The organism is Pseudomonas sp. PvP025 (genome assembly GCF_017832155.1).
GTDB lineage: Bacteria > Pseudomonadota > Gammaproteobacteria > Pseudomonadales > Pseudomonadaceae > Aquipseudomonas.
In genome coordinates this window covers 4,539,213-4,553,020 of the sequence record NZ_JAFIBJ010000001.1, presented here as the reverse complement: position 1 = coordinate 4,553,020, position 13,808 = coordinate 4,539,213, and the positions used below count along the sequence as shown (strand labels likewise).

The following is a 13,808-nucleotide window of genomic DNA, read 5'->3' as shown; positions in this document are numbered from 1 at the left end:
TCGGATGCAGCCCCTTTCCAGTTGCCGGGATAGACGGCTGGCGTCAAACTCACTCTAATCAGCTTAGTGGCGAACTGACTGCCTTGCCGGTAGTCGAAGCTCCACGAATTTCGCTCTTATCGACGGAAGAAGACCTTACATGTCGCTCTTGAAAATCGCCTCCGTGGCGTGTATCGCATTGACCCTCGGCGCCTGCCAGAGCCTGTTCCAGCCCGCGTGGCACACACCTCTGGAAGCCACCCGCGACACCAGCGAGCAAAGCAAGCCGGGTTGCACCAGCGCCGATTGCCCGCTGGTGAATATCGACACCGTGCATTTTGCCAAAGAGCCCAAGCTGGACGCGCTGATCGAACAGCGCCTGCTGGAAATGACTCAAACCAACGCCAGCGACCCGCTGCCGACCAGCCTGGACACCTACCGCGAACAATTCCTGAAGACCGCCGCCCCACGCAACAGCATGTACTTGCAGGCCAAGGTACGCGAGCAGCATGACGGCTTGGTGATCATCGAACTGTCCAGCTACCTGGACCAGGGCGCCACCCACGGCGAACCCGGCCGTGCCTTCATCAACTATTCGCGCCAGCAGCAAAAGGCCCTCTCGCTCACCGATATGCTGTTGCCCGGCAAGGAAGAGGCCTTCTGGAAAGCCGCCCAGGTGGCGCACAACAGCTGGCTGATCAGCACGCGCCTGAGCCTGGAGCCGGAGTTCGTGAAGAAATACCCTTTCCAGAAAACCCCGAACGTGGCGCTGACCTATGGCGGTGTGATCCTCAAGTACCCCACCAGCACCATCGCGCCGTACGCCCTGGGCCACGTCGAGTTGCAGATCCCCTACTCGCGCCTGGAAGGCATCCTCAAGCCTGAGCTGGTGCCCGCACGCCGCTGAAGGCTCGAACCAGGACAAATTGCAACATCCCTGCCAGCACCAGCGCCGGCAGGGTTGCGCCGATGTCCGGATACAGGTTGGCCAGCAAGTGGTAAGTGGCAATGCCCCCCAGCCAGGCCACTAATGCCGGCCAACGCAGCCCAACGACCGCTCCCTGGCCGCGACGGCGCAGGATGAAGTGATCCACCAGCACCACGCCAAACAGCGGCGCAAACACCGAACCGATCAGCAGCAGGAAGTTCTGGTACTGGGTCAACGGCGCAACGCAGGCAATCAAGGTGCAGACCACCCCAATAGCCAGCGCCAGGTGCTCGACCTTCAAACGCACCAGCATCGCGCTGGACACCGCCGCCGAGTGGATATCGGCGAACGCGTTTTCCGACTCGTCCAACAGGATCAGCAGCAGCGGAACGCCAAGACCCGCTCCGGCCAACGCCAACAGCAATGCATTGACCTCACCGCTCGGCGCAAACGCCAGGGTGTAGGCCACGCCCAGGCTCATCAGCCAGACATTCCCGATAAAGAACCCCAGCGCCGTACCACCGAACACGCTTTTCGCGCGTTTGCCGAAGCGTGAGTAATCGGCAATCAACGGCAGCCACGACAACGGCATGGCAATGGCGATATCAAAGCCCACCGCAAACGGCAGCGAACCATCGCCGGGCCGAGTCCAGAGCGCGGCAAGGTCGGCCCTGGCGAACAGGTTCCAGGTCAGCCACAGGCAGGCGGCGAGCAACAGCCAGATGCCCCACTTGCGCAGCACCTGCCGTACGAACGTCAGCGGGCCGCTCACCGCCAGCAGCGTCGCCAGGCCGCCGAAGAACAGGGTCCACAGCAGCGGGCTGGCGAACACACTGCCGTCGCTGAACGCCCGCGTGCCCAGCAGGCTGGCGGCGTCGCGCATCACGATGATTTCGAACGAGCCCCAGCCAATCAACTGCAACAGGTTGAGCAGCGCCGGCAGGCTCGCGCCTCGGCTGCCGAGGCTGAGTTTGAGCGCGGCCATGGCGGACAGGCCGGTGTCGCTGCCGATCACGCCGACGGCAGCCAGCAGCAACACGCCGACCAGGGTGCCGAGGAAGATCGCCAGCAATGATCCCGACAGACCGAGGCCAGGCGCCAATAACGCGCCGGTCTGCAGGACCATCAAGCCGATGCCGAGGGAGAACCACAGGGAGAACAGGTCGCGTGCGCCGAAGACGCGTTTGTCGGCGGGCACGGCGATGTCGGGGGAATAGGTGCTGGGTTGAATGTTCAAGGGAGATTGTCTCTGAGAGGCACTTGTTGTGTTCAAGAGGGTTATCGGGAGCAAGCCCCCTCCCACAGTTGGCATGCATTTCAACTGTGGGAGGGGCTTGCTCCCGATGAGGCCGGTACAGACCACTAAAATCCCGAATCAGACCTTTTTATACAGCTGACTGCCTTCCTGCTTGAACCGCTCCGCCTGCTCCGCCAAGCCTCTGGCCACGTCCACATCCACCGCTTCAATGCGCTGGTTGGCCGCGTACTCGCGCACTTCGTGGGTCACCTTCATCGAGCAGAACTTCGGCCCGCACATCGAGCAGAAGTGCGCGACCTTGGCCGACTCCTTGGGCAAGGTCTCGTCATGGAAGGCCCGCGCGGTGTCCGGGTCCAGGCCGAGGTTGAACTGGTCTTCCCAGCGGAACTCGAAGCGCGCCTTGCTCAAGGCATTGTCGCGAATCTGCGCGCCCGGATGGCCCTTGGCCAAATCCGCCGCATGCGCCGCGATCTTGTAGGTAATGATCCCGGTTTTCACGTCATCCTTGTTCGGCAAGCCCAGGTGTTCCTTGGGCGTGACGTAGCAGAGCATGGCGCAGCCGAACCAGCCGATCATCGCCGCGCCGATGCCGGAGGTGATGTGGTCGTAGCCCGGGGCAATGTCGGTGGTCAGCGGGCCGAGGGTGTAGAACGGCGCCTCGTCGCAGCACTCGAGCTGTTTGTCCATGTTCTCCTTGATCAACTGCATCGGCACGTGACCGGGGCCTTCGATCATGGTTTGCACGTCGTGCTTCCAGGCGATCTTGGTCAGCTCGCCGAGAGTTTCCAGCTCGCCGAATTGCGCGGCGTCGTTGGCATCGGCCACCGAGCCCGGGCGCAGGCCGTCACCCAGGGAGAAACTGACGTCGTAGGCCTTCATGATTTCGCAGATTTCTTCGAAGTGCGTGTAGGCGAAGTTTTCCTTGTGGTGCGCCAGGCACCACTTGGCCATGATCGCCCCGCCCCGGCTGACGATGCCGGTAACCCGGTTGGCGGTCAGCGGCACGTAGCGCAGCAGCACACCGGCGTGGATGGTGAAGTAGTCGACGCCTTGCTCGGCCTGTTCGATCAGGGTGTCGCGGAACAGCTCCCAGGTGAGCTCCTCGGCCATGCCGTCGACTTTTTCCAGGGCCTGGTAGATCGGCACAGTGCCAATCGGCACCGGCGAGTTGCGGATGATCCACTCGCGGGTTTCGTGAATGTGCTTGCCGGTGGACAAATCCATGATGTTGTCCGAGCCCCAGCGAATGCCCCAGGTCATCTTCGCCACTTCTTCCTCGATGGACGAGCCGAGGGCGCTGTTGCCGATATTGCCGTTGATCTTCACCAGGAAGTTACGACCGATAATCATCGGCTCCAGCTCGGTGTGGTTGATGTTGGCCGGGATGATCGCGCGGCCGCGGGCGATTTCCTCGCGCACGAACTCAGGGGTAATGATCTTCGGAATGCTCGCGCCAAAGCTGTGCCCGGCGTGCTGCTGCTTGAGCAGGCCGGCGGCGCGGGCTTCTTCGAGCTTCATGTTTTCGCGGATGGCGACGTATTCCATCTCCGGCGTGATGATGCCCTTGCGCGCGTAGTGCATCTGGCTGACGTTGGCGCCGGCCTTGGCGCGGCGCGGGTTCTGCAGGTGGGCAAAGCGCAGGTAGGCGAGGTCCGGGTTATCCAGGCGTTCCTGGCCGTAGCGGGAGCTCAGGCAGCTCAGGCGCTCGGTGTCGCCGCGTTCTTCGATCCACGGCGAGCGCACATCGGCCAGGCCTTTGCGCACGTCGATAATGACAGTGGGGTCGGTGTAAGGGCCGGACGTGTCGTAGACCACCACCGGCGCGTTGATTTCGCCGCCGAATTCGGTGGGCGTCACGTCCAGGCTGATCTGGCGCATGGGCACGCGGATATCGGGGCGCGAGCCCTGCACGTAGATCTTCTGCGAGCGGGTAAACGGCTGCACGGAGCCGGAGTCGACCTTGGCCGATTCACTCAGGTGCACAGTATTTTTTGATTTTTGGCTTTTTAGTTCAGTGCTCATCACAGGCTCTCCAACTTATCCAGGCGGTGGATTGTTGTCGGAGCGAACCTGGGACGGATGGACGCACTGATAGCAGTGCTGTGCTTTGTGCACGAGGGCGTTCGATGGTCGAACAGCATCCCGGACGAAGCACAAGAGGACTCGCCGGGTGACGAGAAATCTTGTTCCCTACGCAGGCGTTAACCTGATCAGGTTCAACGGGATCCGGTATTTACCGATCTCAGCCTTCCAACAAGGCACCCCGACAAGAACGCGGCCAGTCTAGACCATGGCGTGGGCAAGTTGCCAATAACGGTGGATCAAGCGTGATGAATGGCGTGATTGCAGGATTGTTGTGCCGAGGTCGCGCCACTACACTCCAGAGCGGCCTCAAGGCTTGACGCTCTACAAGCGCCACCGTAGCCTTGGGCGATTAATTATCAGCGTAATATTTATTCAGGGATCGCCTCATGCTGCGCAAACTCTCACTGGCCCTTGCCGTGTCTTGTGCGACCAATGGATGGGTCTGGGCAGCTGAAGCGCCCTTGTCCGTCAACACCGATCTGGTCAGCGTCTACCAGGAGGCGGTGAACAACAACGCCGACCTGGCCGCCGCCCGCGCCCAATATGGCGCGCAAAAGGAAGTGGTGCCCCAAGCCCGCGCCGGCTTGCTGCCCAACCTCTCGGCCGGTGCCGACAGCAATAATGTGCGCACCCAGCTCGACCAGCCGGCGGCCACCGTCAACCGCGACGCCCACTCCTGGCGCGCGACCCTGAGCCAGCCACTGTTTCGCGCCGACCGCTGGTTCCAGCTGCAGGCCGCCCATGCGGTCAACGAGCAGGCCTCGCTGCAACTCTCGGCGACCGAGCAGAACCTGATCCTGCAAAGTGCCGAAAGCTACTTTGCGGTGCTGCGCGCCCAGGACAACCTGGCCTCGACCAAGGCCGAAGAAAACGCCTTCAGGCGTCAGCTGGACCAGTCCAACGAACGCTTCGACGTGGGCCTGTCGGACAAGACCGACGTGCTGCAATCCCAGGCCAGCTACGACACGGCCCGCGCCAACCGCATCCTCGCCCAGCGCCAGGTCGACGACGCCTTCGAAGCGCTGATCACCCTGACCAACCGCCAGTACAACGCAATCCAGGGCATCGTCCACAGCCTGCCGGTGCTGCCGCCGATGCCGAACGACGCCAAGGCCTGGGTCGAAACTGCCGGCCGTCAGAACCTCAACCTGCTGGCCAGCAACTACGCCGTCACTGCCGCCGAAGAAACCCTGCGCCAGCGTAAGGCCGGCCACTTGCCCACGCTCGACGCGGTGGCGCAGTACGAAAAGGGTGACAACGACGCGTTGGGTTTCGGCAATCCGAACCAATTGCCGATTCCTTACGGCGGCGATGTGTCCCAACGCACCGTCGGCCTGCGCCTGAACATTCCGCTCTACAGCGGCGGCCTTACCAGCTCGCAGGTGCGCGAATCCTATTCGCGCCTGGACCAGTCCGAGCAACAGCGCGAGGGCCTGCGCCGCCAGGTGGTGGAAAACACACGCAACCTGCACCGCGCGGTGAACACCGATGTGGAACAGGTGCAGGCGCGCCGACAGTCGATCATCTCCAACCAGAGCGCGGTGGAGGCCACCGAAATCGGTTACCAGGTGGGGACGCGCAACATCGTCGACGTGCTGGACTCGCAGCGCCAGCTCTACGCGTCGGTGCGCAACTACAACAACAGCCGCTATGACTACATTCTCGACAACCTGCGCCTGAAGCAGGCCGCGGGCACCTTGAACCCGGGTGACCTGCAGGAGCTGACGCGCTACCTCAAGGCCGACTACAACCCGGACCGCGATTTCCTGCCACCGGACCTGGCCAAAGCCGCCGCCGAACAGCTCAAGGCCCGGCCCGGTAACTGAACATGTGAGAGGGGGCTTGCCCCAATGCCGTTCAGCTAAGCGCAGATTCCCTGTGGCGAGCAGGCTTGTCCTGCGTTGGGCTGCGCAGCAGCCCCAAAGCCAGCTCCCACATTTAACCGCGTTCGCACTCCCTACACCGATCGGCTATAAGGCCGCCGCGCTTTTGCTTTTGATCTGAGGCGCCCCGTCAAACACGCTGGCCGAACGCAGGGCAAAGACCTTTTGCTTACTTTTGGGTCTTTCCAAAAGTGAGCCGCCGTAAGGGCGGAACCCTAAGTCGCCGTTACCGCAGAAACGGATATGTACACCGAAAAATCGCATTCGCGAGCGAGCCCCCTGCCACAGTTTTATCGGTGCTGTGTCAGTTGATCAGTCGGCCAAGGCCGTCCAGCAACCGCTGCAACGCGCCCTGATTGGCCTGCATCACTTCAAGCCCCGCCTGCGCCATGCGGCGGGCATCCTGCGGCAGTTCGAACAGCTGGCGTACCGCCTCAGCCAATCCGTCAGCATCATCCACCTCACGCAACGCCCCGGCCTCGCGCATCATTGCGGTGATCTCCAGAAAGTTGAACAGGTGCGGCCCCATGATCACCGGCAACCCCAACGCCGCCGGCTCGAGCGGGTTATGCCCACCGGTCGCTACCAGGCTGCCGCCGACAAAGGCGCTGTCGGCCAATGCATACAGAAACAGCAACTCGCCCATGGTATCGCCAAGCAACACGGCGGTTTGCGCCGTGACGGGTTCGCCGCTGGAACGGCGCACCGTGGCAAAGCCCTGTTGCTCGCACAGCTCGAACATCGGACCGAAGCGTTCCTGATGGCGCGGCACCAGAATCAACAGCGCATTGGGATAGCTGTCGAGCAGTTGACGATGAGCCGCGAGCACCACCGCATCCTCGCCTTCGTGGGTGCTGGCGGCGATCCATACCGGGCGCTGGGTGGCGCCCCATTGCTCACGCAGGGCCGCGGCGCGTACCGGTAATTGCGGGTCGATGGTCAGGTCGAACTTGATCGAGCCGGTCACCTCCACCGTGTCCGCTCGCGCGCCGAGGCTTCGGAAGCGCTCGGCTTCGGTTTGCGTCTGCACGGCCAACAGGCTCATCTCTGACAGCATCGGCGCGGTGAGCTTGGCAAACCGCGCGTAGCCCTTGGCCGAGCGCGCCGACAATCGCGCATTGGCCAACGCCACCGGAATGCCGCGCCGAGCGCAGGCGTGGATATGGTTGGGCCACAATTCGGTTTCCATAATGACCGCAAGCCTGGGCTGCACGCGATCAAGAAAGCGCTTTGCCGCGCACGGCACGTCATAGGGCAGGTAGCAGTGCTGGATGCGCGGCTCGTTGGCGAACAGCGCCTGGATACGCTCGGAACCGGTCGGTGTCATGCAGGTGACCGTGATCGGCAACTGCGGATAACGCTCCAGCAGCCCACGCACCATCGGCGCGGCGGCAATGCTTTCACCCACCGACACCGCATGCACCCAGATCCCGCCGGGCTGCATCGCCGGCAAGCCAAGGGAAAACCGCTCGCCCACGCGCTTTGCATAGGCCGGAGCCTTGCGTGCACGCAGCCACAGACGTAAAGCCACCAACGGCAGCGCCAGGTAAAACAGACAGCTGTAGAGAGTTCTATTCATGGCGGCGGAGTTTATCGGCTTTTTCAATAGTGAGCCTATAGAATGCCCATCCTGATACCGCCGCAAGCCGAGGACTCCCCATGAATGCCGCCTACTACTACCTGGCCATCGCCATCTGCTCGGAAGTGATCGCCACCGTGTCCATGAAAGCCATCAAGGGCTGGAGTACGCCGATCCCCCTGCTGCTGGTGATCGTGGGGTATGGCGTGGCGTTCTGGATGCTGACCCTGGTGGTACGCACGGTGCCGGTGGGCGTGGCGTATGCCGTGTGGGCCGGGATGGGCATTGTGATGGTGAGTATCGCGGCGTTGTTCATCTACGGGCAGAAACTCGATGTACCGGCGATGCTGGGGATGGGCTTGATTGTGCTGGGCGTGGTAGTGATCCAGCTGTTCTCGAAAACCGCCGGGCACTGACCGCCACGCTACAGCCTGTATACTGCGCCCCTTGTCTTGAACACTGAGGTCGCCCATGCCATCCGATATTTCCACCGACGTCCTGATTGTCGGCGCCGGGGTTGCCGGCCTCTGGCTGAATGCGCGCCTGCGCCGCCAGGGTTTTTCCACGGTGGTGGTGGAAAGCGCCACCCTGGGCGGCGGGCAGAGTGTGAAATCCCAGGGGATCATTCACGGTGGTGCGAAATATGCGCTGCACGGCGCGCTGACCGGCGCCTCCGAGGCGATTGCCGACATGCCACGCCGCTGGCGCGAAGCCCTGGCCGGCAGCGGCGAGCTCGATTTGTCCGGCGTGCGCCTGCTCTCCGAGGCCCACTACCTTTGGTCTCCCGGCACCCTGGCCGGCAACCTCACCAGTTTTTTCGCGAGCAAGGCCGTGCGCGGTCGGGTCGATCAGGTCAAGGGCGACGAGCTGCCGCCAGCCCTGCAGGACCGCCGCTTCAAGGGCAAGGTCTATCGCCTGGCGGAGCTGGTCGTCGACGTGCCCAGCCTGATCGAACGCCTGGCGCAACTGGCCGGTGACGGGCTGCTCGCCGGGCAACGGATCGAGCCGCTGCGCGAGGGCAATACGCTGGTGGGTCTGACGGTGGATGGCCGTGAGATCCGCGCCCAGCGCATCGTGTTGAGCGCCGGCGGCGGTACCGCCGAGCTGCTGAAGGCCCTGGGCCTGAGCACACCGGCCATGCAAAAACGCCCGCTGCACATGATCATCGCCAAGGGCCCCGGCCTCAAGCCGCTGTACGCCCACTGCCTGGGCGGCGGCACCAAGCCGCGCATCACCATCACCACCCACCCGGCCGCCGATGGCAATTGGGTGTGGTACATGGGCGGCGACATCGCCGAGGCCGACGGCGTGACGCGCACCCCACAGGAACAGATCGCCACCGCGCAAAAAGAGCTGGCGCAACTGCTGCCGTGGATCGACATGAGCCAGACCCAGTGGGCCACCCTGCGCGTCGACCGCGCCGAACCGCTGCAGTCCGGCCTGGCGCGCCCCGACAATGCCTTCCTCGCCGAAGAGGGTCGGCTGCTGGTGGGCTGGCCGACCAAACTGGCGCTGGCGCCGGACTTTGCCGATCGCGTAATCAACAGCCTCGAACGTGACGGCATCCGCCCTGCCGGCGGCGAGCCGCTGCCCGCCCTGCCAAAACCTGCCATCGGCGTACCTGCCTGGGAGCACCTGTTGCCATGAGCCTGCCAACCCTGCACGACCTGCACCGCCCCCTCGGCAGCACCGGCCTGCTGGTCTCGCCGCTGGGCCTGGGCACCGTCAAACTCGGCCGCGACCAGGGCGTGAAGTACCCCAACGGCTTCCAGATCCCCAATGACGAGGAGGCGCGGATGTTGTTGCGCCAGGCGCGCCAGTTGGGCATTAACCTGATCGACACCGCGCCGGCCTATGGCTTGAGCGAGGAGCGCCTGGGGCCGCTGCTACGTGATCAGCGCAAGGACTGGGTGATCGTGAGCAAGGTTGGCGAAGAGTTCGAGAACGGCGTTTCCCGCCACGACTTCAGCGCCGCCCACACACGGCTGTCCATCGAGCGCAGTTTGAAACGCCTTGAAACGGATTTTATCGACCTGGTGTTGGTGCATTCCGACGGCAATGACTTGCACATTCTCAACGACTGCGAAGTGTATGAGGCCCTGGCCGCGCTGAAAAAAGAGGGCAAGATTCGCGGTTTCGGCTTCTCCGGCAAAACCGTCGAAGGTGGCATCAGGGCCCTTGAACAGGGGGACTGCGCGATGGTCACTTACAATCTGAACGAACAATCGGAGAAAGCCGTCATTGATTATGCGGCGGCCCACGGCAAGGGCATTCTGGTGAAAAAAGCCCTGGCCAGCGGCCATGTGTGCCTTGACCCTGGAATGGATCCAATTCGTGCCAGTTTCATGTTGTTGTTTGCGCAAACGGGCGTCGCCAGTGCTATTGTCGGGACCATTAATCCGCTGCACCTGGCCCATAACGTGGCGACCGCTGCCCAGGTCATTCGTCAACTCTGATGCCGCCGACGCGGCCGACCCCGTCGCAAGAAGGAGCCGACATGCCGCGAACGCTCATAAGAAAAAACCCGAGTAACTTCAAGACCCTGCCCCTGCACGTCGAAGCCAGCCCCGAAGGCCTGAGCTACCAGAGCGTCGGCATGCCGCTCAACTTTGCGCAGACCCTGCAACGGCGCAAGCCGGTGGAGGTGGCGGACCCCGAGCGTTTCGCCCTGGAGCTGGCCAATCTGGGCGTGTCGGTACGCCTGACGTTGCACTGGCAAAACAAGGACTACTGGGTGCTCGTGCGCCAGCGCCGCCAGGACCGTGGCGATGTAGTGCTCAAGCTGATCTCCGGCTACGTGCCCGCCCACGAACTGAACCTGCCGCTGCACACCGCCATCCAGGAAATCGCCGAGGAATGCCTGCTGGAAACACCGGAAGGCTGGCTTGGCGGACGCTTCAACGACACCTGGCTGCCGGCGCCCTACTCCGCCGCCCTGCACTACCGCGAAGCGCTGCCGTTTCGCTTGAGCCCGCTGTCCGGCGCGGCCCGTCCGGTGCGCTGCGCGACCATGCAGTTGATCGAGCGCCCCCGGGCCTATGTGCACTTGCCCACGGCCTCGCTGCAATTGATCTACGACCTGCGCCTGGAAGTGCCCAGGGAGGCCAAGTCCCTGAGCCTGTTCCATGTGGATGAGCGGCTGGAAGGCGATCAACTGGTCGCGCGCCTGGACCGCCAGCGCCCGGATCTGTACCTGATGCCGCTCAAGGACGGCCAGCCATTGGCCGAGCTCTATACGTTGAAGAAAGACCAGTTGTACCCGGCCAGCACGCGGGGCCTGTACCTGGCGGAAAGCTTCGCCCAGCAGGACGGCTGGCTGGTACGCGACGAGCGGATTCGCTGGAAGGACTGGCTGCGCCAGCAAGGCCTGGCAGAGCCGGAAAAGGAATCCAAACTCAAACGCCTGGCCAAGCGCGTACTGCGCAAGATGGTGCCGAAGAAAAAATAAGGTGGGAGCCCCCGCCAGTTCTTCGACTTGGCACTCTCGCCCAGCAAACTGAAGCCTCTGTGGCGAGCAGGCTTGTCCTGCGTTGGGCTGCGCAGCAGCCCCAAAACCAGGCGCTGAGCCGTATCAGGTACTCCGCGTTTTGCTGGATTGGGGGCGCTTCGCACCCCAACGCGGGGCACGCCCGCTCGCCACAACAAGCCCGCTGGCCACAGGGATTGCGGTCAGACGTTGAGCAAGCGCTCCAGGCCCACCTTGAGCGGGGTCGGTTCGGGCAGCTTGAAGCTGGCCAGCAACCGTTGGTTATTGGCTCGCGAATGGCGAATGTCCCCGGAGCGCGCCGGGCCGTAGGTGATCGTCGGCAACGTGCCCACCACTTGCTCAAGCGCCTGCAATACCTGCTTGAGCGTGGTGGTGCGGTTCCACCCCACATTGATCGCACCCAACGGCGCTTGCGGCGCTTCGATGGCCTGCACCAGCACATCCACCAAGTCTTCCACGTACATGAAGTCGCGGGTTTGCTCGCCATCGCCAAACACGGCAATCGGTGTGCCCGTTTGTACGCGTTCGCTGAAGATGCTGATCACCCCGGAGTACGGCGATGACGGATCCTGGCGCGGCCCGAAGACATTGAAGAAGCGGAAGATCACCGGCTCCAGGCCATGCTGGCGGCGGTAGAAGTCAAAGTAATGTTCACCGGCCAGTTTGTCCGAGGCATAGGGCGTCAGCGGCGCCTTGGTGGTCTCTTCGTCAATCGAAGCACCCTCGCCATTGTTGCCGTACACCGCCGCGCTGGAGGCAAACACCACGCGCTTCACCCCGGCCTTGCGCATGGCTTCGCAGACATTCAGCGTGCCGACGAAATTGCTCTGGTGCGTGCCCACCGGGTCGTCCACCGAAGCCTGCACCGAGGCCACCGCGGCCAGGTGCACCACGGCGCTCACGCCAACGGCGGCCTGGGCCACCTGTTTGGCATCGGCCACATCGCCTTCCAGCAGTTGCACCCGTGGGTTGTCCAGCGGCAGATTACTGCGCTTACCGGTGGACAGGTCATCCAGCACCCGCACCGAGTAACCCTTGGCGAGCAACGCATCGACCAGGTGGGAGCCAATAAAACCCGCGCCCCCGGTAATCAGTACGCACGCGTCACTCATGGCTGCGGATCTTCTCGACAATGGCGGTGGTCGAGCTGTTCTCGACCAGGCCCAGCACTTTGACCTTGCCACCATAGGCACTGACGATATCGGCGCCCACGACCTGATCGACCGAATAGTCGCCGCCCTTGACCAGCACGTCCGGCTTGACCTGCGCCAGCAGGTTTTCCGGTGTGCCTTCGGAGAAGCTGATCACCCAGTCCACCGCGCCCAGCCCGGCCAGTACGGCCATGCGTCGGTCGACGCTATTGATCGGTCGGCCCGGCCCTTTGAGACGGCTGACCGAGGCATCGTCGTTCACCGCGACGATCAGACGATCGCCCTGGGCGCGCGCCTGCTCGAGGTAGGTCACGTGACCGGCATGCAAAATGTCGAAACAGCCGTTGGTGAACACAATGCTTTCGTTGTGCGCGCGCGCATCGTCGATGGCCAGCAGCAATTGTTCGATGGTCAGCACGCCACGCTCGGAGCCTTCGGAGCGCTGGATCGCACGGCGCAGCTCAGGTGCGCTGATCGCCGCGGTACCCAGTTTGCCGACGACGATGCCGGCCGCCAGATTGGCCAGGGCCACCGCGTGGGGCAGTTCTTCGCCGGCGGCAATGGAGGCCGCCAGGGTGGAAATCACGGTGTCGCCCGCGCCGGTGACGTCGAAGACCTCACGGGCCCGCGCCGGCAAGTGCATGGCCGGATGGTGGGGGCGCAGCAGGGTCATGCCGTGCTCGCCACGGGTCACCAGCAAGGCACCCAGGTCGAGGTCGGCCATCAGCGCTGCGCCTTTGGTCACCAGGTCGTGTTCGTCGACGCATCCGCCAACGATGGCTTCGAACTCGCTGAGGTTCGGCGTGATCAGGCTGGCGCCTCGATAGATCGAGAAGTCCTTGCCCTTGGGATCGGCCAACACCGGGATACCCCTGGCCTTGGCGGCCTGGATCAGCATCTGATGGTTCTGCAACGCGCCTTTGCCGTAGTCGGAAAGCACCAGCACCTTGATGCCTTCGAGCAGCGCCTCGACCTGACCGCTCAGGGCCAGGGCGTCGGTGGCGAAGGGTTCTTCGAAATCGATACGCAGCAATTGCTGGTGACGGCTCATCACGCGCAGCTTGACGGTGGTCGGCTGATGGGCAATCCGCTGGAACAGCGCACGCACTCCGGCACCGCGCAGGCTGTTGGCCAGGCTGTCGGCGGCTTCATCGTCGCCGGTCACGCCTACCAGGGAGGCCGGGGCGCCGAGGGCGGCAATATTGAGGGCAACGTTGGCAGCGCCGCCCGGACGGTCTTCGATTTGCTCGACCTTGACGACCGGCACTGGCGCCTCAGGGGAAATCCGTGAGGTTCCGCCATGCCAGTAACGGTCGAGCATGACATCGCCGACTACCAAGACTGGGGCTTGATCGAATCGCGGCATGGACAACTTCATGGAGCAACCCACTACAAAATGAACAGGGGCGCGATATTAGCACAGGGTTATAGAAGGCTTGTGGAGCACCGCAAGCAAAT

Annotated in this window: 11 protein-coding genes and 1 riboswitch; of the genes, 6 read left to right on the top strand and 5 right to left on the bottom strand. The window is 63.3% G+C overall.

All coding sequences use genetic code 11. The features are described from left to right. Nucleotides 1-139 precede the first annotated feature (139 nt). The gene (locus JOE32_RS19735) at nt 140-886 is read left to right on the top strand and encodes an RsiV family protein (protein ID WP_209987839.1); all 747 of its coding nucleotides are present in this window, start codon (nt 140-142) and stop codon (nt 884-886) included. On the opposite strand, the gene cytX is transcribed toward JOE32_RS19735, so the two are convergent. After that, nucleotides 855-2,144, bottom strand: a complete 1,290-nt coding sequence (cytX, locus tag JOE32_RS19730) for a putative hydroxymethylpyrimidine transporter CytX (protein ID WP_209987836.1) — start codon at nt 2,142-2,144, stop codon at nt 855-857. The genes JOE32_RS19735 and cytX overlap by 32 nt on opposite strands. A 138-nt stretch (nt 2,145-2,282) precedes the next feature. Beyond that, on the bottom strand, nt 2,283-4,187 hold the full coding sequence (gene thiC, locus JOE32_RS19725; RefSeq protein WP_209987833.1) for a phosphomethylpyrimidine synthase ThiC: 1,905 nt from the start codon (nt 4,185-4,187) through the stop codon (nt 2,283-2,285). A gap of 148 nt (nt 4,188-4,335) precedes the next feature. Next, a riboswitch (TPP riboswitch) is annotated at nt 4,336-4,441 on the bottom strand. A gap of 195 nt (nt 4,442-4,636) precedes the next feature. On the opposite strand from thiC, the gene JOE32_RS19720 reads away from it, so the two are divergent. Then, nucleotides 4,637-6,076, top strand: coding sequence for a TolC family outer membrane protein (locus JOE32_RS19720; protein WP_209987831.1), 1,440 nt, complete (start codon nt 4,637-4,639; stop codon nt 6,074-6,076). Nucleotides 6,077-6,437: 361 nt separating this feature from the next. Here the strand turns inward: JOE32_RS19720 and waaA are convergent, their stop codons facing one another. Beyond that, entirely contained in the window at nt 6,438-7,712 is a 1,275-nt protein-coding gene (gene waaA / locus JOE32_RS19715; protein WP_209987828.1) for a lipid IV(A) 3-deoxy-D-manno-octulosonic acid transferase, read from the bottom strand. A gap of 80 nt (nt 7,713-7,792) precedes the next feature. On the opposite strand from waaA, the gene JOE32_RS19710 reads away from it, so the two are divergent. The 4 genes from JOE32_RS19710 to JOE32_RS19695 are packed head-to-tail and all read left to right on the top strand — an operon-like array spanning nt 7,793 to nt 11,160. Next, entirely contained in the window at nt 7,793-8,128 is a 336-nt protein-coding gene (locus JOE32_RS19710; RefSeq protein ID WP_003188013.1) for a multidrug efflux SMR transporter, read from the top strand. A 55-nt stretch (nt 8,129-8,183) separates the two neighbouring features. Further along, nucleotides 8,184-9,359: an FAD-dependent oxidoreductase gene (locus JOE32_RS19705; protein WP_209987824.1), complete on the top strand. Its 1,176-nt coding sequence runs from the start codon at nt 8,184-8,186 to the stop codon at nt 9,357-9,359. Next, nucleotides 9,356-10,168 (top strand): aldo/keto reductase, encoded by an 813-nt coding sequence (locus JOE32_RS19700; protein ID WP_209987821.1) that lies wholly within the window; start codon nt 9,356-9,358, stop codon nt 10,166-10,168. Before JOE32_RS19705 ends, JOE32_RS19700 begins: the two co-directional genes overlap by 4 nt. 41 nt (nt 10,169-10,209) lie before the next feature. Next, entirely contained in the window at nt 10,210-11,160 is a 951-nt protein-coding gene (locus tag JOE32_RS19695) for a metal ABC transporter ATPase (RefSeq protein WP_209987817.1), read from the top strand. Between the two features lie 221 nt (nt 11,161-11,381). On the opposite strand, the gene JOE32_RS19690 is transcribed toward JOE32_RS19695, so the two are convergent. Together JOE32_RS19690 and hldE are read right to left on the bottom strand one after the other, a co-directional pair. Then, nucleotides 11,382-12,311, bottom strand: coding sequence for an NAD-dependent epimerase/dehydratase family protein (locus tag JOE32_RS19690; RefSeq protein WP_209987814.1), 930 nt, complete (start codon nt 12,309-12,311; stop codon nt 11,382-11,384). After that, complete coding sequence (gene hldE, locus JOE32_RS19685) at nt 12,304-13,728, bottom strand: bifunctional D-glycero-beta-D-manno-heptose-7-phosphate kinase/D-glycero-beta-D-manno-heptose 1-phosphate adenylyltransferase HldE (RefSeq protein ID WP_060548475.1); 1,425 nt, start codon at nt 13,726-13,728, stop codon at nt 12,304-12,306. The genes JOE32_RS19690 and hldE overlap by 8 nt, the downstream gene beginning before the upstream one ends. Nucleotides 13,729-13,808 lie beyond the last annotated feature (80 nt).